At 52.2% G+C, this 22278-nt stretch carries 28 protein-coding genes and 1 riboswitch; of the genes, 3 read left to right on the top strand and 25 right to left on the bottom strand.

The genetic code is table 11. From position 1 onward, the window contains the following. Positions 1–360 precede the first annotated feature (360 nt). Positions 361–1671, bottom strand: coding sequence for a hypothetical protein (locus K0I31_RS09030; RefSeq protein WP_220080595.1), 1311 nt, complete (start codon positions 1669–1671; stop codon positions 361–363). Between the two features lie 64 nt (positions 1672–1735). Next, positions 1736–1978: a hypothetical protein gene (locus K0I31_RS09025; protein WP_220080594.1), complete on the bottom strand. Its 243-nt coding sequence runs from the start codon at positions 1976–1978 to the stop codon at positions 1736–1738. A 672-nt stretch (positions 1979–2650) separates the two neighbouring features. Here K0I31_RS09025 and K0I31_RS09020 point away from each other — a divergent pair. Beyond that, complete coding sequence (locus K0I31_RS09020) at positions 2651–2887, top strand: hypothetical protein (protein ID WP_220080593.1); 237 nt, start codon at positions 2651–2653, stop codon at positions 2885–2887. A gap of 336 nt (positions 2888–3223) precedes the next feature. Here K0I31_RS09020 and K0I31_RS09015 read toward each other — a convergent pair whose 3' ends face one another. The 5 genes from K0I31_RS09015 to K0I31_RS08995 form a co-directional block, all read right to left on the bottom strand. After that, complete coding sequence (locus K0I31_RS09015) at positions 3224–3613, bottom strand: hypothetical protein (protein WP_220080592.1); 390 nt, start codon at positions 3611–3613, stop codon at positions 3224–3226. A gap of 135 nt (positions 3614–3748) precedes the next feature. Then, entirely contained in the window at positions 3749–4147 is a 399-nt protein-coding gene (locus K0I31_RS09010) for a hypothetical protein (RefSeq protein WP_011865545.1), read from the bottom strand. A 47-nt stretch (positions 4148–4194) separates the two neighbouring features. Continuing rightward, the gene (locus K0I31_RS09005) at positions 4195–4647 is read right to left on the bottom strand and encodes a GNAT family N-acetyltransferase (RefSeq protein WP_011865544.1); all 453 of its coding nucleotides are present in this window, start codon (positions 4645–4647) and stop codon (positions 4195–4197) included. Between the two features lie 26 nt (positions 4648–4673). Continuing rightward, on the bottom strand, positions 4674–5279 hold the full coding sequence (locus K0I31_RS09000; RefSeq protein WP_144198964.1) for a GNAT family N-acetyltransferase: 606 nt from the start codon (positions 5277–5279) through the stop codon (positions 4674–4676). Positions 5280–5511: 232 nt separating this feature from the next. Beyond that, the gene (locus tag K0I31_RS08995; protein WP_220058358.1) at positions 5512–6015 is read right to left on the bottom strand and encodes a GNAT family N-acetyltransferase; all 504 of its coding nucleotides are present in this window, start codon (positions 6013–6015) and stop codon (positions 5512–5514) included. A gap of 76 nt (positions 6016–6091) precedes the next feature. Here K0I31_RS08995 and K0I31_RS08990 point away from each other — a divergent pair, with 76 nt between their 5' ends. Next, positions 6092–6709, top strand: a complete 618-nt coding sequence (locus K0I31_RS08990) for a hypothetical protein (protein ID WP_011865541.1) — start codon at positions 6092–6094, stop codon at positions 6707–6709. A gap of 40 nt (positions 6710–6749) precedes the next feature. Continuing rightward, complete coding sequence (locus K0I31_RS08985) at positions 6750–7481, top strand: oxygen-binding di-iron domain-containing protein (protein WP_011865540.1); 732 nt, start codon at positions 6750–6752, stop codon at positions 7479–7481. Between the two features lie 220 nt (positions 7482–7701). Here the strand turns inward: K0I31_RS08985 and K0I31_RS08980 are convergent, their stop codons facing one another. From K0I31_RS08980 to htpX, 18 genes are all read right to left on the bottom strand, one after another. Further along, positions 7702–8250, bottom strand: a complete 549-nt coding sequence (locus K0I31_RS08980) for an NAD(P)H nitroreductase (protein ID WP_011865539.1) — start codon at positions 8248–8250, stop codon at positions 7702–7704. A gap of 95 nt (positions 8251–8345) precedes the next feature. Continuing rightward, the gene (locus tag K0I31_RS08975) at positions 8346–8936 is read right to left on the bottom strand and encodes an HvfX family Cu-binding RiPP maturation protein (RefSeq protein WP_220080591.1); all 591 of its coding nucleotides are present in this window, start codon (positions 8934–8936) and stop codon (positions 8346–8348) included. Positions 8937–9208: 272 nt separating this feature from the next. Then, positions 9209–10336: a phosphotransferase gene (locus tag K0I31_RS08970; protein ID WP_220080590.1), complete on the bottom strand. Its 1128-nt coding sequence runs from the start codon at positions 10334–10336 to the stop codon at positions 9209–9211. 39 nt (positions 10337–10375) lie between these two features. Next, the gene (gene pnuC, locus K0I31_RS08965) at positions 10376–11023 is read right to left on the bottom strand and encodes a nicotinamide riboside transporter PnuC (RefSeq protein WP_220080589.1); all 648 of its coding nucleotides are present in this window, start codon (positions 11021–11023) and stop codon (positions 10376–10378) included. A gap of 206 nt (positions 11024–11229) precedes the next feature. Further along, entirely contained in the window at positions 11230–11490 is a 261-nt protein-coding gene (locus K0I31_RS08960) for a YkoF family thiamine/hydroxymethylpyrimidine-binding protein (RefSeq protein WP_144198950.1), read from the bottom strand. Between the two features lie 64 nt (positions 11491–11554). Beyond that, complete coding sequence (locus K0I31_RS08955) at positions 11555–13696, bottom strand: TonB-dependent receptor (protein ID WP_220080588.1); 2142 nt, start codon at positions 13694–13696, stop codon at positions 11555–11557. Positions 13697–13768: 72 nt separating this feature from the next. Continuing rightward, a riboswitch (TPP riboswitch) is annotated at positions 13769–13889 on the bottom strand. Between the two features lie 128 nt (positions 13890–14017). Then, a complete protein-coding gene (locus K0I31_RS08950) occupies positions 14018–14407 on the bottom strand; it encodes a YcfL family putative periplasmic lipoprotein (RefSeq protein WP_220045002.1) in 390 nt (129 codons plus the stop codon). Positions 14408–14438: 31 nt separating this feature from the next. Further along, positions 14439–14903, bottom strand: coding sequence for a PaaI family thioesterase (locus K0I31_RS08945; RefSeq protein ID WP_144198944.1), 465 nt, complete (start codon positions 14901–14903; stop codon positions 14439–14441). Then, the gene (locus K0I31_RS08940; RefSeq protein ID WP_011865531.1) at positions 14900–15397 is read right to left on the bottom strand and encodes a PaaI family thioesterase; all 498 of its coding nucleotides are present in this window, start codon (positions 15395–15397) and stop codon (positions 14900–14902) included. The genes K0I31_RS08945 and K0I31_RS08940 overlap by 4 nt, the downstream gene beginning before the upstream one ends. Before the next feature lie 30 nt (positions 15398–15427). After that, positions 15428–15778, bottom strand: coding sequence for a purine nucleoside phosphoramidase (gene hinT / locus K0I31_RS08935; RefSeq protein WP_011865530.1), 351 nt, complete (start codon positions 15776–15778; stop codon positions 15428–15430). A gap of 259 nt (positions 15779–16037) precedes the next feature. Further along, the gene (locus K0I31_RS08930) at positions 16038–16589 is read right to left on the bottom strand and encodes a hypothetical protein (protein ID WP_220080587.1); all 552 of its coding nucleotides are present in this window, start codon (positions 16587–16589) and stop codon (positions 16038–16040) included. Between the two features lie 230 nt (positions 16590–16819). Next, on the bottom strand, positions 16820–17668 hold the full coding sequence (locus tag K0I31_RS08925; protein ID WP_220080586.1) for a CsgG/HfaB family protein: 849 nt from the start codon (positions 17666–17668) through the stop codon (positions 16820–16822). Positions 17669–17670: 2 nt separating this feature from the next. Then, positions 17671–18090: a curli assembly protein CsgF gene (locus K0I31_RS08920; protein ID WP_011865527.1), complete on the bottom strand. Its 420-nt coding sequence runs from the start codon at positions 18088–18090 to the stop codon at positions 17671–17673. Between the two features lie 14 nt (positions 18091–18104). After that, the gene (locus K0I31_RS08915) at positions 18105–18572 is read right to left on the bottom strand and encodes a curli production assembly/transport protein CsgE (protein ID WP_220058369.1); all 468 of its coding nucleotides are present in this window, start codon (positions 18570–18572) and stop codon (positions 18105–18107) included. After that, positions 18569–19195, bottom strand: coding sequence for a LuxR C-terminal-related transcriptional regulator (locus K0I31_RS08910; protein WP_144198940.1), 627 nt, complete (start codon positions 19193–19195; stop codon positions 18569–18571). The genes K0I31_RS08915 and K0I31_RS08910 overlap by 4 nt, the downstream gene beginning before the upstream one ends. A gap of 338 nt (positions 19196–19533) precedes the next feature. Then, positions 19534–20064, bottom strand: a complete 531-nt coding sequence (locus K0I31_RS08905; protein WP_220080585.1) for a curlin — start codon at positions 20062–20064, stop codon at positions 19534–19536. Between the two features lie 432 nt (positions 20065–20496). Next, positions 20497–20847: a tetraheme c-type cytochrome CctA gene (cctA, locus tag K0I31_RS08900; RefSeq protein WP_011865523.1), complete on the bottom strand. Its 351-nt coding sequence runs from the start codon at positions 20845–20847 to the stop codon at positions 20497–20499. Positions 20848–21185: 338 nt separating this feature from the next. Next, the gene (gene htpX / locus K0I31_RS08895) at positions 21186–22049 is read right to left on the bottom strand and encodes a protease HtpX (RefSeq protein WP_220044998.1); all 864 of its coding nucleotides are present in this window, start codon (positions 22047–22049) and stop codon (positions 21186–21188) included. Between the last annotated feature and the right edge of the window lie 229 nt (positions 22050–22278).

Genomic DNA, 22278 nt, shown 5'->3' with positions numbered 1-22278 from the left:
AAACGGTTTAAAGTAGTCGTTCTAAAGCATTTAAACAGTATCGAATTAGGGATTGCTATCGAAACAGTCTGCTTCGGATAACTTCAAATTGGGGGAAAGCAAGCAGACGACTTTGTTGTTTGAGAGCATTAGCTCATAGGTTTTATGGCGGCGCTCGCCTGTCAATCAGTGGCGAGCGCTCCTCCTTCCTGTACGCATCTGCGCAATTTACTTTATAAAGCGACGGGCTTGTTAAGCAGGCAAATAAAGTGTCGGCTACGCGACACTTTATTTATTAGTTGCTTTTGACAAAAGACTCAAACGACTTTAGTCGACTTGCTAGTCTTGATGTTTTTCAAGCAAGCATGTATCTGGCACCTTCTATGAGGGATTGGTGTTGAAGATGAAAAGCACTTCACCGTTTCCGGAGTTTCCTGCATAGGAAGTCGGGGCCTTGCTGTCCGTCCTGGTTGAAGGCATCGCGTAACTACCACCACCGCCCCCGCCATAGCATCGGTAATCGTCCCCACCAGAAGCGTCCGTGCCATATACGGTACCGCTGCCGCCACCACCATAGCCGCCGCCACCGCCGCCACCGCCGCAGGTGGCCGGGTTACCGCCCTCACCACCTTTGCCGGCATTAACCGCCAGATTGGGGCCAGCGTTTATCCAGCCCTTTGACCCTTCAGAACCCGAACCTCCCGACGCTCCGCCAAAACCCTGATACCCGCCATTATGGCCATCGCCCCCGCAGGCCACGCCTTCCGTGCAATCGGTTCCGCCCCCGCCCATGCCGTTGGTATTGGTGAACCAAGACCCATCCAAAGATGGCAGGCCATCGTAAAACGCGTTTGCACCTACGCCGGTTGCCGATTTGCCAACTTGGCTTGAATACGCGAAGCCGCCGTTGCCACCGCCGCCGCCTTGCATGGACCCGCTGTAGAAGGCGCTGCCCTCGCCACCACCACCACCGCCGCCGGCGATCAGAACTATCTCGTTGTGCGGCAGGGAGCCGTCCGGCTCAAAGCTTGTCACGATCGTGCCAGCGCCTCCGGCCCCTCCGCTGCTATCGTGACTTCCCGCTTGTCCCAAGTAGTAGTAGAAAATCGCGTTTCCGAAAATATTTCCATACTCGGTGCCTGTGGTTACCATCTGGGCAAAGCCTCCTTTGCCGCCTTCTCCCGACCCGCCGCCTACTGAATTGTTAGTGCCGTTACCGCCTCCGGCGCCGATTGCCTGTATCCATAAGGTTGTATTCTCGTCTATGGCGCTGTTGAGGGGACTTGCCTGGGTTGCAATGTTGGTCCAGAAAACCGCTTGATTACAGCTGGTATTTAGGCTGCAAACCACCTGGTTTGAATTGCCGGAGGCAAGAGAACAGGTTGCATCGCAGTCCTCGATAGCATACGAAACCGCTCCACCCAGTTCGAAATTTGTCACTGCGGTGTGCATCTGGCCCACATCGTCCATGACGGTGAGCGTCGCCTGGTAGTTCCCCGAAACGTCTTTGACACCATTGGTTGAGGCGGTATCGGCGTAGGGGTGGACTTTCAGCGGGCCCCGGTTAGGCCCACCATCAATGGTAACCGGCCCATAGACGGTTTCGCCCGTATCCAGGTTTTTTACCGTGTAAGTATGAGCAACCAGTTTTCTCTCACCGCTTGCAACGGAAAAACTACCATCGAGTTCCATTCGGCCGGGCACGTTAGACGATTCCATTGCCGTCAGTCGCGCAGTCGGAGCGTTTTCACTACCGTCACATCCCTGCAGTACGCCCATTGAGCAGGCCAGCACTATGAACGCCGGTTTCGATGAGTGGGCGAAATTCGTCAACCCTGTGTACAGACGATGGATCCGGCTTAAAAAAGCTGGTGATAAAGACATTCGGTTTCCCCTTGATCTTCCTTTTTCCTGGGCGTTGTAACGATTCAGCATCGGCAAGGAAGGATTGATTTGACCATTTCCACAAATGGCCTTTTTTTGCCAAAAAATGAGTCAATCCCAGTTCCTTTTGTGCGACTAACTAAAAAGCCCCAGTGTAAGTCAATAATTTGATTGAAAATAAATGTGCGAAATACAGAGTTTTCCTTGGATTTCATCAAGGATGACCGCGTAACCTTGGCGCACAGGCAAACTGAATACCACGAATTCACCGCCAATGAAAACAAAATTGCAACATATGTACACTTCTGCTCTTTCGCATTCCTATGTTCACATCCCTCTGTTCAGTACATTAGTGCTTCCATGTACTGCACCCGTCGGCCAGGCGATTGATTACCATGAAGATACAGCCTCCAACTCCAATGTGTAGACACGAATACAGGCATACACCGGACTAACAATTAACGAAATGAACGCCGAAATCGCTCACTAATTAATCACCAACAAACCCCAACTCAAGCCCCACCTCAACCCCCAAACCGCCTATCAAAAACGATGCCAACTCCCTCACTTTCCCCTCACACAGAGTCAAAAAATAGATCCTTTGCTAATAAAATGACAGCGTCATTTTTACATACATAAGCAAGCGCTTAATAAATTTTAAACCATGTAATACAAATGGTTACACTACCGAACGATACACTAGAAAGCGGCAAAACATTGACAGTTTATTTCCTAAAAAAAGCGGCGTATAGTGCGTTTCTAATTTAGTGACACTAGGGTGAAAATCATGTTCCGCTTTACAATTTATTCCATCGTGGCCTATGCCTTCTGGCTGACCTTTGTCGACGTATCCAACTATTTGGGTGCGGAGGAAGAAGGTGGCTGGCTGTCGACCATCAAGAGTGAATGGGCCAGCTTTAAAAATGATGAGCCGCCACTGAACGCTAACTATCTCAGCAGCCAGGCTTCTGATTGTCAGGCCAGCAACTCTTGCTATGAGCCGAGTGAGCCACTGGGCGAATAAACTCAAGTTAAGAATTTAAAGCGACAAACCGGTGAACAACCTCAGCCTAATACGCGCTAAGTTTGCACCTTGCCATTACATCTTGGGACGACACTTTCACCCCGCGGCGCATGCCAGAGTCACCCCGAGATGTCTGCTTTTGGATTAAAAGCCAGATTCCCAGATTCCCAGATTCATAGCCAGATTTAAAGCCCAGTTCATAACTTCAGCCACGCCCAGTTCTAAACCCCAGTTCTAAACCCTAGTTCTATATCTAAGTTTTAAACCTTAGCTCTAAACTTTAGATCTAAACTTTAGCTCTAAACCCTTAGCTCTCTCCCAGAAGCACTCTAAGAATTAGCCCAGAAAAATTCCCGCCAGGGTAAAGGCGCTCACCAGGGCGAAGAAGATCCACTGAAACAGGGAGCGAAATGCGCCCTTTATCTCGGCAAAGTATCCTATGTAGATCTGCCAGATGGCAAACAGCACGAAGTTCAGCGCGATAAACAGCAGCAGGCCATAGCTTTGCATGTTTGAGACCATGGAGAAGGAACAGGCAAGAAGCACCAGCGCCGAGAGCACCAGAAATACCGAGATGTAGTGAAACACGCAGTGCATGACAGATTTGGCGATGGGGTCGAAATCCGCCTCAAGCATAGGGGTTAAGAAACGTTTTTTCCCCAGGGAAAAATGGCCGACGCAGGTCAAGATGGCGATGATGCCGGCGATGAGAAAATAGATGTTCATCGAGTCTCCATGAAAACGGGCGAGTAAAGATCACCCTTATCTAGACCAGTCTAGTCGATTCCCTGTTTCATGCATGATCGAAAAAGAGTGCGCCAGCGCACTCTTTTCTTGAAATTTTGTCTGTAACAGAGGCGCTTACATGGTCGCCATGATCCAGTAGTCCAGACGCTCCTGCGGGTTGGCCATCAGCTTCTGACAAGGGCCCTTGTAACGGTTCATCAAGCTACCTAGGTTGTGGTTACTCGGCAGGCTGGCCTTCTGCTCGGCGACGGTTGCCGCTAGCTGCTGCTCTACCTTATCGGCGTCCTGATACTTCTTCGCCAGCGTTACGGCATCTTCGCCAGACTGCTTAAGCCTCTCGCCCACAGGCTTCATCTGCGGTGCATTCATGCCTGAAATGGTCTCTGAGGCGATTTGATAATAGGCGGCGCACTCCAGCACCTCTTTGTTAAATGCCAATTCGGCTTCTGAGGGGGCGGCAACGGCGCTATTGGCCATGAGAGCGAATAGCGAAAGTGTGAGAGTCTTGCGCATCAATACTGTCCTTGAGCAATGAGTTTGAACCATTTCTACTTTAGATGTCACTGAATATCAAGGTTATAGCCTAAAAATTCTTGCTCCAGCTGGAAGCCGAGCGACTCATACAGGGCCTGGGCCTGATGGTTATCTTTATGGGTTTCGAGAAAGATCGAGGCAATCCCCTTGGCCTTGGCATAATCGATGGCGGTCGTCATCAATCGCCGCCCTACCCCGACACAGCGGGCATGCTGGGTGACATAGAGGTCACTCAGGATAAGGTTGGCGCGGGCATGGATAGAGCTGAAACTGGGATAGAGCTGACAAAAGCCCAGGCCATTGCCCTGAGCATCTAACATCAAGAAGATCACCGCATCCTTGCGCGCCAGTCTGGCATTGATAAACTTGTTGGCCAGGTCGATATCGCTCGCCTGACCATAGAACTGACGATATTCGTTAAACAGACCCGCGACAACGGCCGCATCTTCCAAGCTTGCCCTGCGTAATTCTCCCGACATTTATCCTCCCTGATATTTTGGTTAATTTATTGGTTTTCTAGATACTGACGCATTCGAAACTTGAGGTTTTGCTTCACGCTTGGCCACTCTGAGGCGATGATGGAGTAAACCACTGTGTCTCTTATGGTGCCGTCTTTCAAAATGCGGTGGTTGCGCAGCACGCCATCTTGCTTGGCGCCCAGACGGGTGATCGCCTCGCGCGAGCGCTGATTGTGCCAGTGGGTGCGAAATTCCACCGCAATCACATCTAAGGTCTCGAAGGCGTAGGTGAGCAGCAGAAGCTTACACTCGCTGTTGACCCCGGTGCGTTGGGCGCTCTTGGCATACCAGGTATGGCCTATCTCGATGCGCCTGTGGGTCTGATCCCATGACATCAGGCGGGTACAGCCGACAATCTGCCCCGAGTGTCTGTCTCTGACGGCAAAGGCCAAGGCCTCGCCGCGTTGCTCGCTGGCCAGGGCCTGCTCGACATAGGTCTTCATCTCATCGGGATGGGGCGCCGAGGTGTACCAGAGGTTCCACAGCTCGCCGTCGCTTACCGCGATGGACAAGGCAGGAATATGCTCCTCCTGCAGCGGCTCTAACACCACACGCTCACCACTTAAACAGCCTCTCAATGCGTCCTGACTCATGTTGATGCTCCAATGGGTTTGTTATAACAAAGCCATATGACCGGTAGATGAAATTGCCTGTCTAGCCTGTAGCCCTGTTTACTCGCGATGACCTTTTTACAAGACTGCTTTTTACAAGGCTGCTTTTTACAAGACTGCTTTTTACAAAACTGTGACCAGATAGTTTCTGAGTTTGGTTACAGGCTAGATCACGAGATTGCTAATACACACGCTAACAAAATAGCCAATTTAATTAAAGTGTTATCTTGTAAAGTAATACTTCGTCGCCCTCGCCCCAGGCGATAAGCTCCTGACATTCGAAGCCGAGCTTCTCAAGCAGCGCCCGCGAGGGGCCATTGCGTTCTTTCACTATCGCCAGCAGGCTGCTTAGCCTGAGCGCCTTAGCATGGGCAAGCACGGCACGGCTGGCCTCTACCGCATAGCCTTTACCTAAAAATTCCGGCAACAGGGCATAGCCAAGGTCGATACCGGGTAGTTGCTCCCGGTTCACCAGGCCGGCCACACCGACTGGCTCGCCACTTTGCCTGAGTTCGATGCAGTACATGCCATAGCCATGTTCCTGATAGCTGTTGATCGGCCCCTCGATGAGATGGTTTTCAGCCTGCGCCAGGGTGCGCACGCCGCGATCGCCTATGTTGTCTAGAAAGCCCTGACTGTTGAGCAGGGTCAGCATAAAGGGGGCGTCTTTTACTGTCATTTCACGTAAGACGAGACGCTCTGTTTCTAGGGTAAGCAATTCATTCTCCTAGGTTACTTTCGCATTGGGTGATCTCGACTATACTGTGATTGGTTCTACATAGGAAGTGGTTCTAATGACACAACACGCGCCGAAAATCAGTCAATATCATGTCATTGCGGCAGTGGTCGCCGCCGAGCTCAATCAGACACTTAGCTACTGCAAACAGATAAATCTTACCGCCAGCAACGCCCAGGCAGCCTCGGCGCGGGTGGGCAATGCGGCGCTCGGCTTTAAGGCGCTAACCGGCTTCATCGACGATTTGGCCTCCTACACTATGAAGGCGGCCACCGACATCAATCAACTGGCCCACCAGGCCAGTCGTCTCGCCACAGAGACAGCCCGGGCGGCGGTTGCGCTGAATCATTTTCAGCAGGCAAAGCTCAAGGCCAATGGCGCGCCCTATGGCGACACCATCAACCCGGCCGTCGCCGCGACTCAGGCCCACCACAGCAAGTTACAACAGGAGTTTGATCGCCTGATCGACAAGATGGAAAACCAGCTGTTTGAGCTGAAACGCAACCTGCGCACCGCCAACATACTGGCCTCCATCTGCCGCATCGAGGCCTGCCGGGTCGATACCGCCAACCAGACCATATTTAACGACGTGGCCAACCGGGTGGATGATGTGGCCCAGTTGATCCGCCGCCGGGTCGACCATGCCATTACCCTGTTTGGCAACACAGCCCCCTGATCCCCCTTTTACCGAAAAGCTAACGACAAGGAGTCGCACCATGAAGAGTGAGCTGATCATCGAAACCCCTACCCACAAATGGCTCTACTTCGGTCGCGACCCCGAAAAACCTGATAAGATCATCGACACCAACCAATACATGGTGGTAAGCAGCCATCATGCCCTGTTGATGGATCCCGGCGGCATTGAGCTGTTTGCGGCCATGCTGGCCAATATCGTCAAGCATATCCCCCTCAGCCAGCTGACCCATCTGTTTGCCTCCCACCAGGATCCGGACATCATCTCCTCCCTCGGCCTGTGGGACCAGACCCTGCCCAAGGCCAAGCTCTACTCTCCCTGGCTATGGGAGGGATTTATCCGCCACTTCGGCATGAATAACATCAGCTACGAGCCCATCGCCGACAACGGCGGCAGCGTGAGCCTAGATCAAGTTGAGCTGCAGTTTATTCCCGCCCACTACCTGCATGCCTCGGGTAACTTTCATGTTTACGACCCAGTGACTAAGGTCTTGATGAGCGGCGATATTGGCGCGGCGCTGGAAGATCCCCAGGCCGATATTTATGTAGACGATTTCGAGCAACACTGCGCCAAGATGGCCTACTTTCATCAGAGGTGGATGCCATCAAACCGTGCCAAGAATGATTGGATAAAGCGGGTACGCAAGCTGGATATTCAATACCTCTGCCCTCAGCACGGTCGGATCTTCCGCGGTCCCCAGGTAAAGCAGTTCCTCGACTGGTTCGAGAATCTGAATGTGGGTGTTGGGGTATAGATAAGAGCGTAGTAAAGGCGTTTAGGATGAGCACCTTATCCCCTACCTACAGACAAAAAAATGCCCGCAGCAAGCGGGCAACACAATCACTTAGGGTGAAAACCTTGCATAGGTAGGATGCAGGCTCCCCTTCACTTTGCCAGTTTTTACTGCCCTGTAAACCCGACCAAAGTCGAAGCTATAGTACCTGGCTTCACAATTTCGTTTGCTATCACCCTTATCAGAGGTAACGCACCGCAGAGTCGGCCGATTTCTGCGGTTTTAACGGCGCCTTCACCGCTGGCGTGCCCAGGTAGAGGAAGCCCACTATCTGATCTTGCTCGCCCAGACCCAAGGCCCGATGCAGATGACGATTAAAGGCCAAGGGGCCGGTGCGCCAAATACCACCCAGTCCCAGGGCAAAGGCGGCCTGCTGCATCGCCATACAGGCACAGCCAGCGGCGATATGTTGCTCGAGTACCGGCACCTTAGGATGCTCGGTTACCTTGGCCACTACCGTGACCACCATGGGGGCGCGCATCGGCATGTTGGCCGCCTTAGCGACCGCTGCCTCATCGCCACCCTCCTTTTCCATCGCCTCTACAAAATGGTCAGCCAAGCGCGTTAGGCCATCGCCCTCCGCGACGATAAATTCCCACGGGGTGAGACCTGCATGGTCCGGCACTCGCACCGCGGCGTTTAAGATCTGTGTAAGCTGCGCAGCATCGGGCGCCGGGGCGACTAGTCTGGGGCAAGACTGCCGTGTCAACAGAAGTTCGATCGCATCCACAAAGATTATCCTGTCATTAATACCGACCTCGAGGGTAACAAATTGGCAAAAAAAATCCCACTGAAACAGTGGGATTTACACTCGATGGTGTCGGGTTAAGCCTTGGGCTGATACTTGCGGGCGATCCAATAATCCAGGCTGGTGTAACGTCCACCGCCGATGATCAACAAGGCAAACAGCATAAACAGATAGGTAACGGCAAACTCGATGCCGTTGTTGAGGATCACAAAGTTACCCGAGGAGGTCAGCCACTCATAGTGACCATGTTCCTGCAAAAGAGACTTGGCCGCCGCGAGCTTCTCCGCCGAGGCCATCACCTTCTCATTGGCCAGCCAGGAGCTGGGATCGGCGATGGCCAACCAGCCGTTTTTCCAGTGCACGCTAAAGGCTGCCACCGCCATGGTGACCATCAAGGGGATGGAGATCAACCGGGTGGCCAAGCCCAAGATCAGCAAGAAGCCACCGACAAACTCGCTGCCGACCGCCAGGGCCACCATCACCTCAGGCATGGGCAGACCCAGGCCCCACTCGGCGTTACCAAACCAGGCCGCCGTGTCGCTAAAGTGCGACAGCTTGTTGTAACCCGCCTGCATCAGCACGGGCGCCAGATAAAGCCTAAGTGCTAAAGCGGCGACGCCGTCGAGCTGGGCGATCCCCTGGGTAAATTTAGCGTACAGTTTCTGCATAACCTCACTCTCTCATTATTTTGTCATTACCTAATAGACCCTTAGCTAATCATTTAAATTTCAGCAAGAATAAACAAAGGTAAAAAAAGCTATGGCCTTTGCGAGATGAAACAAGCAAAGTGAAACAGGCAATATGAGACAGGCGAATTGAAATAAACGAGGAGAAATAAGCGCAATAAGAACCCTTACGTTAGCCCTGACGGATCAACAGAGTCAGAATTACAGAATCGGATTTACCAAGTCGGAAACAGAGTCGGACGAAAAACGGCTCGTTAACCCACCAGCACCATGAAGTCATCGAAGCATTGCAGGTAGTCGCTCACGCTGTGTGGCAGGCTGGCATCTGACTCGCTCAGCTTCTGCGGCACTGTCTTCTCCAGTGACTGCTGCACAGTCTGCTTCAATAGGCCCTCGCCCTGGCTCGCCATCAACAGTGCCCAGCAGGCGGCGAAGTACCAGTAAAGCGCCAAGGCACTGGGAATGGCCGCGAGCGCCTTGTCGTTGAGCTTGGGATGGCCATTCAGGTAGCCGAGGAGCAGCCGGTGGCGCTGCTCACTAGAGAGTCTGTGGGTTGCCAGCACACTGGCAAGATCCACCAAGGGGTGGGAGCTACAGGCGTATTCATAATCGATACACCAGAGCTTCCCCTGGCTCATCAGAAGGTTGTGGGGGTTGAGATCCCTATGGCTATACTGTGGCGCTAACTCACAGGCATTAAGCTGCTCGAGCACGGCATCGACCCGCCCCTGGTGCGCCTTAAGCGCTTGCCATCGCATCTTCCAAGGCACTTGATAGGATATGGGCAGATCACTGCTGCCTGCCGCATCAAGACTGGCTTTATCTAGGCTCGCCGCATCAAGGCTTTCGGCAATCATCTCTAGCTGGCCAATGTAGCGCTGCCACTGCTCTGTTACCGAGATAGGATTCTCCGGCAGCGGCAATTGAGCTAGCCCCTTGAGCAGCTCGAGCAGCAACCCCTCGGCATCTGGCCGGGTGACGCACTCTTCCTGCAGGGGATGGGCGGGATTGGCCGTCATCAAACGGCTCCAATCTTCGCCTGTGTCGATGAAATGGCTGAGATAGACGCTATTGCCCTGCGCCACATACAAGAGCGCTGGCGCGAGGCCTTGCTCTTCTGCCAGGCGCCAGTTGGCCACCTCATGGTCGCGGGCGCTGATCTGGCTGCTGGCCTGACTGTTGACCCGCAACACCAGCTGCTGGTTATCGCGGCTTAGATGATAGTTTTGGTTGCTCAGTCCCCGCGAGAGCACCTGTATCTGTGTGCGCTCATCCAGTGGACAGCCAAGCTCAGAGAGCTGCACCTTAACCGCCTCGGGAAGGCTGGCTATCAGGCGCGCTAGCAAGGTGCTATTCGCGTCAGCACTGCCGTCAGCCGACATCAGATCTCAGCCTCGACGAACGGTACCGCAAGACTCGCCCTAGTCATAGGAGTAGTCACCCTGACTTGGCTGCTGCATGCTGGTGCGCCATAGGAAATAGCCCCCTATCGCCATGCCTACATACAAGATGAACAGCATAGAGGTGAGCATCAGTCCCTTGTTGAGATAGAGGTAGATGGACACAAAATCGATAACCACCCAGTAGAGCCAGTTCTCCAGTACCTTGCGCGCCACCAGATAGGTGGTCATCACCGCAAAGCAGCTGGTTGCCGCGTCCAGATAGGGGTAAGAGGCCTGAGTGTGGGTCGCCATCAAATGGCCGACCACTAGAGAAACCACGGTTGTCGCGACGATCAAGTAGAGATGCCGTCCAAGCGACCAGCTGACCACCTCGACCCCGTGATCTTCACCGCCGCCATAGCGCCACAGCCAGAAACCGTAGCCAGCCATCGCCATGTAGTAGACGTTGAGCAGCGACTCCATCAGCAGGGAGACCTCCCAAAACAGCAAGGTGTAGATGGCGGTGCTGACAAAGGCCGCCGCCCAGCACCAAATGTTGCCGCGCATCGCCAGCGCCAAATAGGCCAAAGCCAAGACCACGGCTACCGCCTCCCACGCCGTCATGGCATTGGCCTGCTCGAAGGTCTGGGTCAAGGTGCTAACCAATGCGGACCAGAAATCTATCATAGGATGTGTGTCGCTCCCCGTATATTAATACCAATCGTAGTAAATAACTGGTCATGCTAGCTTGTTAAAACGCCCGATAACGGCGTTATTATTTTCGATTGTAGAATAACTACTTATCGAAAAATTATGCCTTGTTCTCGACCGTTTTTCCTACGCTATTTCTGATCACTTACTTACCGTGATTGGTATAATTGCGCCTTAAGGCCCTATTCCTGATGGGACAGGTCCAGCTCGCCACCGATAAACTTGACCACGAAGACCGCCTTGCCCCACTTCTCGTGAGCGGCTTCCATCTCGGTGGCCAACATCTGCATCACCTCGCCATATTCGCCGCACACCTGAGTGGCCATGGCATTGGTGCGGCGCTCGATATTGGCGTAAGTGTCAACCCGGCCGATGAACCACTTGATGGGATCGATATAGCTATCCTTCAGGGGATACATGCTGATTTCAGCGGTTAATTTCATCTTAACTCCTTAAGGGGGCGAGCCCTGCCCGCCCCAACAACAATTAGCACCAGCAAAAAACCAATTACATAAACTTGACGTTAAGCGTAACCCCTAGCTGGCGAGGATCGCCGTAGCGGATATATTGCTTATCGGCCCAGCCGTTATCCGGCTCGTTACCGAAATAGAAGCCGCGCACGCCATACTTCTCATCAAACAGATTGCGTCCCCAGAGATAAGCCGACCAGGTCTCTGTCTCGTAGCCGACACGGGCATTGAAGATAGTATAGGGCTCTGACTTAGAGTCGTTACTGTCTGAGTAGTAGAACTCGCTCTTACCGCTCGTAGTTAGGTTGGCAAACCAGCCCAGATCGCTACGATAGGTCGCCCCGGCGCTATAGGTAAGATTAGGCGAGTGCGCCAGCTCGCGGCCAGTGAGATCCACCAATCCACCGTACTTATCCTGGTAGGCGTAATCGCCGTAGGCGGTCTCTAGCCAGCCCAGTGTGCCGTATAACTTAATATTATCAGTGGCATACCAGTTGGCTTCCAGCTCGGCGCCATAGTTGTGAGAGCTACCGGCATTTTCGACGTAGAGGATGAACTTCTGTGGCTCGTCAGGGTTTTGCTGTGAGGCAGAGACCTGCTGATCGCGTCTGTCCATGTAAAACAGCGAGAAGTGTGTGGTCGCGTCGCCACCTAGCCACTCCGACTTGAGGCCCAGCTCATAGTTGTACAGAGTCTCTGCCTGGAACTCCTTCTTATCGCTCAGTGAAGCCGGCAGCGACATGTTAAAGCCACCCGCCTTATAGCCACGGGCGATACGGGCATAAGCCTGTTGACCTGGACTGAGTGTCTTGCTCAGGGCAATATGACCGCCCCACATGTTCTCTGAGGGCTCGAAGGCATCTTTATCCGAGTCGCTGTAGTCGCTCTCACGGCGCTCCAAACGGGCACCCACTGACAACGCATAACCATTGCCTAAGTCGCTGTCTAACTGGGCAAAAACTGCCAAGTTAGTCGCTTCATATTCGGCCAGGAGTCTATCTTCCCAGCCGTTATAGACTTCGAGCGTGTCGTTGTCTTCGGTGAGTCTCAGACCATAGACGCCCACCAACCAGTCGGTGCTGCCATCGAAGATACGCCCCGCCTCGGTAGAGCTCAGACGAAACTCCTGAGACAGCGTGGTTCTGTCACCCAGCTTGTTCCAGGTGTAGTCGTACTGACAAGGTTCACCTTCGCAGCTGCGGGCCGCCCAAAACTCTGGGTTGGCCCAGTCGCCGTCGTAGCCGTGGTGAGTATCACTCTGAGCCATTGAGCTTAGTGAGACCAGCTCGAAGCTGTCGGCGCCTGAGTAAGTCAACTTAAGCGAGCCACCCGTGGTGCGCTGCTTGTCGACACCCGGCTCATCTGTGAGGGTATCGAAACCGTTGTTGTCCAATGTCCAGGCATCGTAGCCGTTGTTAAAGTCGGCGTGCATCAGGCTGAGATCGGCCACCAAATCGTCAGTGGCATACCAGCGCAGCTTAATGCGACCGGTAAATTCATCTCTGCCGTTAGTGTCGTCGCGGCCCAGGTAAAGGTTGTCGCGATAGCCGTTCTGCTCATGTTGCTGCAGCGATACGCGGTACAAGAGCTTGCCCGAATCACTCAATGGACCTGAGCTGAAGCCGCTATAGGTGCGCAGGTTATCGTCACCCAGTTGCAGCTCGGCGCCATGCTCGAATACCGAGGTAGGATCGTTACTCTTAAGATAGATAAGACCGGCTAAGGCGTTGGCGCCATAGCGCGTGCCCTGTGGCCCGCGAAGCACCTCGACCTGCTGCAGATCATACATGCTGGAGATCATCCCAAGGCCCGACATGTCGATGTCGTCTATGATGTAGCCAACCGAAGAGTTAGGTGCGCCCTGATACTCCTCCTGCTCGCCCACACCGCGGATCTGGAAATATTTGGCCCGCGAGCTACCGCCAGACCAGTTAAAATTGGCAATGCCGTTGAGTACGTCTTCAAAGTGCTGGGCGCCCTCGTCCTCGATCTGCTGTTGATCTATGACGCTGATGCTAGAGGGCATCTTGTCCAGGCTAGACTGGCGAAAATCGGAGGTGACGACTATCACTTCCATCTCGTCGTTGGCTGGCGGCGTATCGCTCGCCATCAGGCTGGTATGAGTTAACGCCGCCGCAACGGCAAGGGCGATGGGTGAATAAGATTTTAATGTAAACATAGGACCTCAAATCAATATTGAGATCCGGCACTTAAGAAAGCGAGAAAGAATGCACAGACAGATTGTATTAAATCTAGTGATGTGGCCCATTCCTACGCCGGTATTAGCCGGATCAGGTTCTAAGGGTTTGTCCCGCGGACATCTCAGTCAATCGCTAAGCTATGGCTTGGCGTTAACACCCCTTGGCGAGGCCGATTATACATGACTCATACAAAGAGTTGACATATTTAACGCAATATTTGCGCGTGATCCATAAAAAAACGCCAGCATTGCTGACGTTTTCATCAAATCATTCGCTCGACTCATTCCTGAATGCGATTTTTAATTGGAGATGGCCTCGCGCACATAGAGTTCACAACGCACCGCGGTGGCATTTGGGGACAGCGCCGTCACCTGCATCTGCTGTTTGCCGTGAAGCTTAAGGGACTTCCAACTCACCCCCTCATCCTCTACCGTCGCGCCATTGACATCATACCAGGTGAACTTATATTGCAGGCGCTGATCCTTTGGTGACTTACTGATGATGGTGCCGCGCGCCCGCAGGAAACCCGCCTCGGCTTGGGTGGTCACCGCGCTGACATCCACATCTGAGTGGAAGGAGCCGTTATCGACCCGCACCTCACCGGTGGAGCTGGTCATGATGCCGCCGGTATGGGGCGCACAGGCGCTCAGTCCCAGCAACAAGCAGCCTAACACTAATCCTTTGTTCATCACTATTCTCCTTACGCTTACACCTTAATGTCTATTCAATCAGAAAATGAGCGCGGGCGGTGGCAATCAAGGCCTTACGGTTGGTTTGCCAGCAGTTGATGTTTACGTTCGCCACGCGGCGTCCCTGACGGGTGATCTTACACTCGGCGAAGCTATCTCTATGGTGGCCCGCCCTCAGGTAATCAATTGAGAAATCGACAATTTTTGGCACTTTGGTGGTCTGCATAAAAACCATCAGCTGCACGATCGCCGACATTTCCATGAACCCGGCGATCACCCCGCCATGAATGGCCGGCAGGGTTGGGTTACCGATATTCTCATCTTTCTTCGGTAGCTGAAACACCAGCTCGTCGCCGAAGCGCGCCACCTGCATGCCGATAAACTTAGCATAAGGAACATGCGCCAGCAGGTGACCAAAATCGTTAAGCTCCGTGGCCTTCTTGACGATATCTTTAACGTTTAATGCCTGATTGGCTTCTGGCGTGACCATGATCATTTCCCCTCTCCCATCAAGGCCTGTCTGAAGGCGTCACCCACCATCTCGGGGCTGATACGCATGAAAGAGCCCACCGCATGGGCGATAGGATCGTCGATAGAATCCTGATAGGCGATGGCGCGGGTAAAGGCCACGCTCGAGGAGAGCTTGTAACACTCGGCGAACCCATAGACGCTCTTGTTGGGCTCGGCAGGTTTCATGTAGTCGACCCGCAGATCCAGCGTCGGCGACAACTCCAGCGACTTGTACTTATCGAAGATATTGCAGACCACGGCAGTGCCGCAGGCGGTGTCCATCAGGGTGGTGATCACCCCGCCATGTATCACGCCTGTGTCTGGGTAACCGATAAGCTCACTGCTATAGGGCAGCTCGATCAGCACATGCTGCTCGCTGGCTTCGAGCACACTGAGCCCAAGTCGGCGACACTGCACTAGCTGACCGACGAAGCGGGTCGCCAAGTCTGTCAGCGGGAAAAAATCAGGGTTTGTCTTCATTACTCTACACAGTCCAAGAATCGTCTGGGATTAACGCGACACTAGCGGCCCCAGGAAATCACCGCCTAACAGGTGCATATGGATATGGAAGACTTCCTGACCACCATGCTTATTGCAGTTCATGATGAGACGATACCCATCCTCTGCGATGCCTGCTTCATCGGCCAGCTTGGCCGCTACCGTCATCATGCGGCCCAAGGCCTTCTCGTCCGATGCCTTGACATCGTTAACCGTCGGGATCAGGTGATTGGGGATGATCAGAATATGGGTTGGCGCCTTAGGCTGAATGTCTCGAAAGGCGGTGACCAGTTCATCTTGGTACAGGATGTCGGCGGGAATTTCGCGTCTAATTATTTTACTGAAAATGGTCTCTTCGGCCATTGCACTATCCTCGATATGACGTTAATCCTGTCAGTATACTCACAAATAAGCTGTTTGTGATCCATCATATAAATAAAGGAGTTAACTCAAACAACGAGTGATGATTTTTTAGCTCGGAGAATGAAAGAGCCCACCTGAATAACCAAGTGGGCCCTATGACAAGTGGGCACTATGAAAAGTGGGCGCAATGAGAGTAGGCAGCGTAATTAGCGGCACGGCACTGAACACGGGCGCTCACCACATCGATGTTAGCGACTATTTAATCGAATGCTAATCTATCGCTGTTCATCTTATCTTGCTGTTTGAGCTGCTTGAGATCCTCGCGCTCGGCTTCGATCTGCAGTAGCTTGGGCGCCTTGAATGTCAGCTTGAGATAGGCATCTTGGCGGGTCTTGGCCACCTGCTCTAGCGCCACATTGGTGCCATCGTCGGTAAAGCCATACCAGCGCTTGCCGTAGCAGCTACCCTGCAACACACATTTATAAGAGCTCATCTCACTGCCAATGAACTCTGTGGTCTGATAACCCGAATCGATCAGCGATTGCTTAATAAAATTGAAATCTTCTTTATAGTCATCATCATACAGTCCATAATTTCTGCTTGTCATGATGACTTTTAGTAGCCCATGTTGCCTATCGGCAAAAAGCACATAATCCTTGGCTAAAGATAAAGACTTAGGTAATACATGGGTTTCTACCCTAAGTTCATCTCCCTGGCGTTTGACCTCGCCATACTGGCTGACATCTTCACCCCAATCAAGCCCGAAAGGCGCCATTCCATGTGCATAAAGTGGCGCTAACACTACTAACAATGCTAACTTCTTCATCGTACCTATTCAGCAAGTCAAAAACTTGACGAATTCTACCCTATTGGGCTGCGACACGAAACCAAACTCAATTAAAAACCTATAAAAAATAAAAGGTTAACCAAGGTTAACCTTAAGTAACATAGATGTTAAATTTGAACCCACCGAGATCATACAAAAGTGCTAAGCGCTATGCATACATGCATAGCAAAGTATGACACAAAGCAAAAACAGCCTTAGCTTTGATTGATTTTTGCTCGCACCCTGGCCTCGGAATGGGCTTCTAACCAATATTTTTGTAACACTGGACTGCGCAGACCACTGGGCTGATCGGCTAAATTCCAAGCACCTTTCCAGATCCCATCGGCAATCATATGCACCACCGCACTTTCGATGGCAGATGCTACACACAGACTCACAGGCTCGTTTGAGGTATAGCCAAGTTCGGATTCAAGCAGCTCCTGGGCATCGATAAACTTAAACACCCCAGCGGTGATCTCTTTGGACAAGATAGACTTAGTAGTGGTCACGCTACTCAATAAGCGTCCGGTGCGAATATCCACCGCCCTCAGGTTGACTGTCACTGTATCGACACGAAACTGAGTTGCCGCCCCAATGCCTAGGTAGCGGGCACCGGCGCCACCGGTTCTAACATTGGTATCATAGGCGACTATGCCACCTTCCATCAGGATCTGCGCCGAATTCAGCTGAGGCAGCTTGTTGGCATCGCCGTTAAGCCCGGCCCTGACAATCTTGCGTTCGGTAAGTAGATTCTGTAGCCCCTCACGCTCGACGGGAATAAACCAGCTGGAATCATTCAACGCCTGGGCGAGAAAAGCGGTGCCACTCTGGGGCACGGCGGTAGAAAAGTTACTCGACGGAATTGGCTTATATTGACCTGTCTGATCGCGAAAATCATACACGGCGGCCAGCATCACCCCTTGGGGCGCTGGCAGGTTGATGAGATCATAGTAACTCTCGCCCTTGGGCATCAGACTCGAAGAGGCTTGCACCTGTTCAAGTTCACTGGTGCTAGAACAGGCCGAGAGAAATAACAGGCCAGCGGCCATCAACAAAGGTTTCATCGTTAGCCACCCACACTCGAACTGTCGCTCAACCCACCAACTTCGATCACCGTGGTTTCGCCGGTTAACAGGTCGGTAATATGCACCAGTAGCATGCCATCTTCGTTGACCACTTGGATCTCGAAGTCCGTGGTCTTGAGATAGCCCTCACCGCCATTGGCCGCATCGTTAAAGAGTTGGCTCATCAGACGAGACTCAAGGGAACTTGCCATGCGCTCGAGGGCACTGGGGGGCGTATAACCTGAGCCGCCCTTATGATCGTTCTGCGCCGAGGCATTCGCCAGCAGGTAGGAGCCATTGAGATAACTGCCACCAAAATTGGGGTTTACTGGGGTATAGATAAGCTGCGTCGCCTGAGAGCTCAGGCTGAACGTAGCCGCCAATAGCAGGGCTATCGGTCGAAAAGACTTAGCTTGATTCATTGAAAATGTCCCTATTAGAATTCATCAGGCGCTAAATCGGGATCCAACCACTGAGCCCAGCTAGCCTGTTTCTTGTTTTGCTTCAATATACTGTCGACGCGCCTGGCCACCTGCTCCGCCAGCTTATCCAACTGCCGGCTCGCCGGTGACACCACAGTCACAAAGATAGGTTTGCGATTGTGTAACACGCTGATCTTGCTACCACTTCGCGCAGTAGCTAGCTCGACAATACTCAGTCCACCGTGCTCCGTCATGCCGCCGATATCTCGATAGGCGGCGACAAATTCACGATAAAATCTGTGTCCGACGCGGGTCATCGCGCGGTTGAGGATCAGTCCATCGATGAGATCAGACTCCAGCCTGGGCGGTGCGTCACTCGTGCTCTGCGCCGCCAGCTTGCTGCCTTCATCGACATCGGGCCCCTGACAATAAACAGGAGCCGAGAAGGCCGCTAACAGGAGCAAGCGGCCCAGGTATTTCACTGCTGAACCTCATGCAGATGAGTCTGTGCCCAGGCAATAGCCTGTCCACGACTTGAGACACCAATCTTTCTAAACACACGATAGAGATGCGTCTTGATGGTGCTCTCGCTGACAAACAACTGATTGGCAATATCCACGTTGGTGCTACCCGAGAGTAATGCCTGCAGCACCTCTCGCTCACGAATCGTCAGGTTATCGGCTCCGTCGAGCTGCTCCTGATCCGCAGAAGCCGACAACAAAGCATGTGGGATCACCGTCTGGCCGCGTAGCACATTGGCTAAGGCCTTGCCTATATGCTCAAGGGAAGCATCGCCATAAAAGACGGCGGCGGTAATGGGGGAAATTAAGAATCTTGCATCTATCTGTTTCGGATAGTGCAAGAATACCACGCGGGCGCTGTGGCGCTTCTCGATCTGCTTTTGTACCTGGTAGGCACGCTGCACATCTATGGTGGCGAGATCGATAACGACCAAAGAGTAATTCCCTTCACTCATAGTCACTTCAACACTCTCGGGGGTGACCTTAGCCAGTTTAACCAGAAACTCCTGGGGCCAACGCGTCTCCAACAGATCAATCAACAGTTGCGATCGCGATACCACTACCCAATTTATCACTTTGAACATCCTGCTCACTCCATGTCGCTAGTTATAAGCGTATTCCATTAAACCGACACATATAATAACAACTATAGAATTAAAAATAACATCTTAATTGCGCCAATTTTATCAAGCCCTACCAGAATATCTGTTTGAGGTGAGATCCCTTCACCTTATCTTTCACCGCCTTACTGCTAAGGAAGGTGCGAATAAGTCCCGTGCTTGCTCTGCGTGTGCTTAAAGTGGATAGATGCAAGGCACAGTTTGCAGCGAGTGGCCCTAGTCCTTCGCAAGCAGTGTAACGCAGCAAATACCGCTGTAAGCCTCGCTCTGTCGGGCTTTGCGACGACTTGTTCGCACCTTCCCTAACGATAACCCTGAGTCACGCTTGCCCGCTGTGCATTCCCCCACTGGGTTACAATCACCCCATGACCCGAACCGTTTTGATAGATGCTGACCTCATTGTCATAACCGCTCTGTTGCACATAGGCCTGGTTATCACTGCCCCGCTGCTCCGCTACCAGAGACAGGTTTGCCCCAAGTTGACTGGCGATCAGACTGTTGCTGACTCCCACCTGCAACAGGCTGGCCTCTATCGCCTCCCCTTGCTGCAGCAGATACGCCTGATTGCCGATCCCCTGCTGCTGCAACTCGGCGCTGTTGGCCACCCCAAATTGGGTAAACAAGGCGCGGTTCGCCTCGCCGCTCTGGGTGATGTCGGCCTGCAGCGCATCCCCAAGCTGCATGATGCTAGCATTATCCCCCTGGGCCAACTCATCAAGACTACTGAGATCATCTGCCCACACAGGCAAGCCAGCAAAAAGCATCGCTAACAAGAACAATCGGCTGATTGCCTGACGCCAGGCAAAATGCCCGGCCTTAAAGACTACTTGCATCAAATTTGTTTCCATCCGTGGCGCACCTATCTGTTTTTATGGCCAAGATTATCTATCTAAGACGAAGGACTTACGTCCACAAAGAGTATTAAGTCCCGCTAGACAAAGTATCTATTCAGGACACAAGACTAATACTTTTCTACTAATGGAAAATCTCAAAAAATTGGATTTAGAGATGAGTTCGGCGATAAAGCCCACAGGCTAATAAAGGCTTATCAGCCTTATACCCGCCTTTTGGTAGAAACTGTGCACCGTTGGTATGGGCTAATGGAATTGATTAATGGAATTGATTAATGATAAACGGAGAGTTGAGTGCGCAGATCTGGCTAATATTCCAGTCACGAGTAATAGAACAGAGATAAAGTTGCCGATGACAGATACAAAAACACCGGCAACTTGCCGGTGTTTGTCGATTATCCTGTAATGAAAATCTTATTTCTTCAATACAGAGTCTGCGGTGCGGCCATCGTCGTGGCAGCTATCACAGGCTGGGCGATCGCCCACGTTTGAATCGTGCGGCGCGTGACAGTCGGCGCACATCAGATTACCGTCGTGTGGCTTATGCACTGCGTCCATCTCGGCTAGCGTACCGTGACAGCTTTGGCACTGCTCAAATTCGTGAGCACCATCGGCAGATGGTTCACCATTGGCGTGACACGCTTCACAGCCTTCCATCTCAGCATGCATCTCTGCAAGTTCTTGAGGCTCAGCCATTGCCGCTGGAGACAAGGCTAGCGCCGCCAAACCAGCACCAAATAACGCACTTAGAATTTTATTGCTCACGATAATTTCCTCTCTTATGTTTGGCGATGTGGGTGTAGTTGTTATATCCCATCGTGCCTTGTTCCTAATTGCACAACTTAGCTTAAAATAGCTAAGGTTTTGCAAATAGGCAAATTTCTCTTGCGGGCATACTAACAATAGCAACTGCTTAAAAATGTGCACTTAATCAAATATCTATGCCGCAAGCCTCATACTCACAGATAAACATGATCTGCATCACACTACTGCTATGCAAATGAGCATTTATCATTGCCACTCAGAAAAACAAAAATCGTAATTGCAAAGAAAAGATACATAAAACGGGAGCCTAGGCTCCCGTTTTATCAATCGACAATCGATTATTGTGCACGCAGTGCTTCAATACGCTTTTCCAGTGGCGGATGGCTCATCATCAGTTCGGCCATCGACTTCTTACCATTGATACCGAAGGCAGCCATCTGTGCTGGCATGGCACCGGTTTCGGGGCCTTGACGCAATCTGTCGAGCGCCGCAATCATCTTATGCTTACCTGCCAACTGAGCACCGCCGGCATCAGCCTTGAACTCACGAACACGTGAGAAGTAAGCCACTATCATAGACGCCAGGATACCAAACAGCATATCCAACACGAAGACCACTGCCATGTAGGCAAACATGCCTAGGCCTTCGCCCTCTTCGTCGTTGCTGGCAACGAAGTTATTGATAATGCTAGCCACCACGCGGGCCGCAAAGATCACGAAGGTGTTAACCACCCCTTGAATAAGGGTCAGGGTCACCATGTCACCATTGGCCACATGGCTCACCTCGTGGGCCAATACGCCTTCGATCTCATCTTGCGTCATGCCGTAAAGCAGTCCGCTACTGACGGCGACCAGCGAGTTGTCCTTGCTGGGGCCTGTGGCAAAGGCGTTCAGCTCGGGTGACTGGTAAATGGCCACCTCAGGCATCTTGATACCTGCCTGCTCAGCCTGACGTGCAACGGTATCGACCAACCAGCGCTCCATGTTGTCGCGCGGTGTGGTGATCACTTCACAGCCCATGGTCTTCTTCGCCATCCACTTAGAGATCGCTAAGCTGATAAAGGCGCCGCCGAAACCGAAGATGGCGGCAAAGACCAATAGTCCGCCCATGGTCGAGGTGTTAACCCCTAAAATAGACATCACAATTGAAGCGACCAGCAAGATTGCCATGTTTGTCGCGATCAATAAGAAAATACGCTTCATGTAAGCTCCTATAAGCCCTGTATGAGACACCCTATGTGTCATCAGCCTCTCTTAACGACATAATATGTCCGATAAGTCAGAGTTCAAGGGTTGAACGTAAAAATTTTTTTGGTGGATACGATTGAGTGCGCAGCCACGCCAAAAAGTGTAGACCTTGGCGTGGAGTCTAGAAGCCCTATATTAAGCCAATCTTAAATTTATCGGCTTTGGCGGGATAAGCCGTTAATCT

The organism is Shewanella spartinae, assembly GCF_019457555.1.
GTDB classification, from domain to species: domain Bacteria; phylum Pseudomonadota; class Gammaproteobacteria; order Enterobacterales; family Shewanellaceae; genus Shewanella; species Shewanella loihica.
Note: the sequence above shows the minus strand (reverse complement) of the source record. Positions and strands in the feature narration are given on the sequence as shown.

Coding starts and splice junctions, on each gene's coding strand:
- K0I31_RS08945 (WP_144198944.1), bottom strand. CDS start 14,903: ATGATCATGGTCACGCCAGAAGCCAATCAGGCATTAAACGTTAAAGAT.
- K0I31_RS08925 (WP_220080586.1), bottom strand. CDS start 17,668: ATGAAACCTTTGTTGATGGCCGCTGGCCTGTTATTTCTCTCGGCCTGT.
- pnuC (WP_220080589.1), bottom strand. CDS start 11,023: ATGATAGATTTCTGGTCCGCATTGGTTAGCACCTTGACCCAGACCTTC.
- K0I31_RS08920 (WP_011865527.1), bottom strand. CDS start 18,090: ATGAATCAAGCTAAGTCTTTTCGACCGATAGCCCTGCTATTGGCGGCT.
- K0I31_RS08985 (WP_011865540.1), top strand. CDS start 6,750: ATGAAGAGTGAGCTGATCATCGAAACCCCTACCCACAAATGGCTCTAC.
- K0I31_RS08975 (WP_220080591.1), bottom strand. CDS start 8,936: ATGCAGAAACTGTACGCTAAATTTACCCAGGGGATCGCCCAGCTCGAC.
- htpX (WP_220044998.1), bottom strand. CDS start 22,049: ATGAAGCGTATTTTCTTATTGATCGCGACAAACATGGCAATCTTGCTG.
- K0I31_RS09015 (WP_220080592.1), bottom strand. CDS start 3,613: ATGAACATCTATTTTCTCATCGCCGGCATCATCGCCATCTTGACCTGC.
- K0I31_RS09005 (WP_011865544.1), bottom strand. CDS start 4,647: ATGTCGGGAGAATTACGCAGGGCAAGCTTGGAAGATGCGGCCGTTGTC.
- K0I31_RS08970 (WP_220080590.1), bottom strand. CDS start 10,336: ATGTCGGCTGACGGCAGTGCTGACGCGAATAGCACCTTGCTAGCGCGC.
- K0I31_RS08905 (WP_220080585.1), bottom strand. CDS start 20,064: ATGCAAGTAGTCTTTAAGGCCGGGCATTTTGCCTGGCGTCAGGCAATC.
- K0I31_RS08990 (WP_011865541.1), top strand. CDS start 6,092: ATGACACAACACGCGCCGAAAATCAGTCAATATCATGTCATTGCGGCA.
- K0I31_RS08955 (WP_220080588.1), bottom strand. CDS start 13,696: ATGTTTACATTAAAATCTTATTCACCCATCGCCCTTGCCGTTGCGGCG.
- K0I31_RS08940 (WP_011865531.1), bottom strand. CDS start 15,397: ATGAAGACAAACCCTGATTTTTTCCCGCTGACAGACTTGGCGACCCGC.
- K0I31_RS09010 (WP_011865545.1), bottom strand. CDS start 4,147: ATGCGCAAGACTCTCACACTTTCGCTATTCGCTCTCATGGCCAATAGC.
- K0I31_RS09000 (WP_144198964.1), bottom strand. CDS start 5,279: ATGAGTCAGGACGCATTGAGAGGCTGTTTAAGTGGTGAGCGTGTGGTG.
- K0I31_RS09020 (WP_220080593.1), top strand. CDS start 2,651: ATGTTCCGCTTTACAATTTATTCCATCGTGGCCTATGCCTTCTGGCTG.
- K0I31_RS09030 (WP_220080595.1), bottom strand. CDS start 1,671: ATGGAACTCGATGGTAGTTTTTCCGTTGCAAGCGGTGAGAGAAAACTG.
- K0I31_RS08960 (WP_144198950.1), bottom strand. CDS start 11,490: ATGAAATTAACCGCTGAAATCAGCATGTATCCCCTGAAGGATAGCTAT.
- K0I31_RS08910 (WP_144198940.1), bottom strand. CDS start 19,195: ATGTTCAAAGTGATAAATTGGGTAGTGGTATCGCGATCGCAACTGTTG.
- K0I31_RS08950 (WP_220045002.1), bottom strand. CDS start 14,407: ATGAACAAAGGATTAGTGTTAGGCTGCTTGTTGCTGGGACTGAGCGCC.
- hinT (WP_011865530.1), bottom strand. CDS start 15,778: ATGGCCGAAGAGACCATTTTCAGTAAAATAATTAGACGCGAAATTCCC.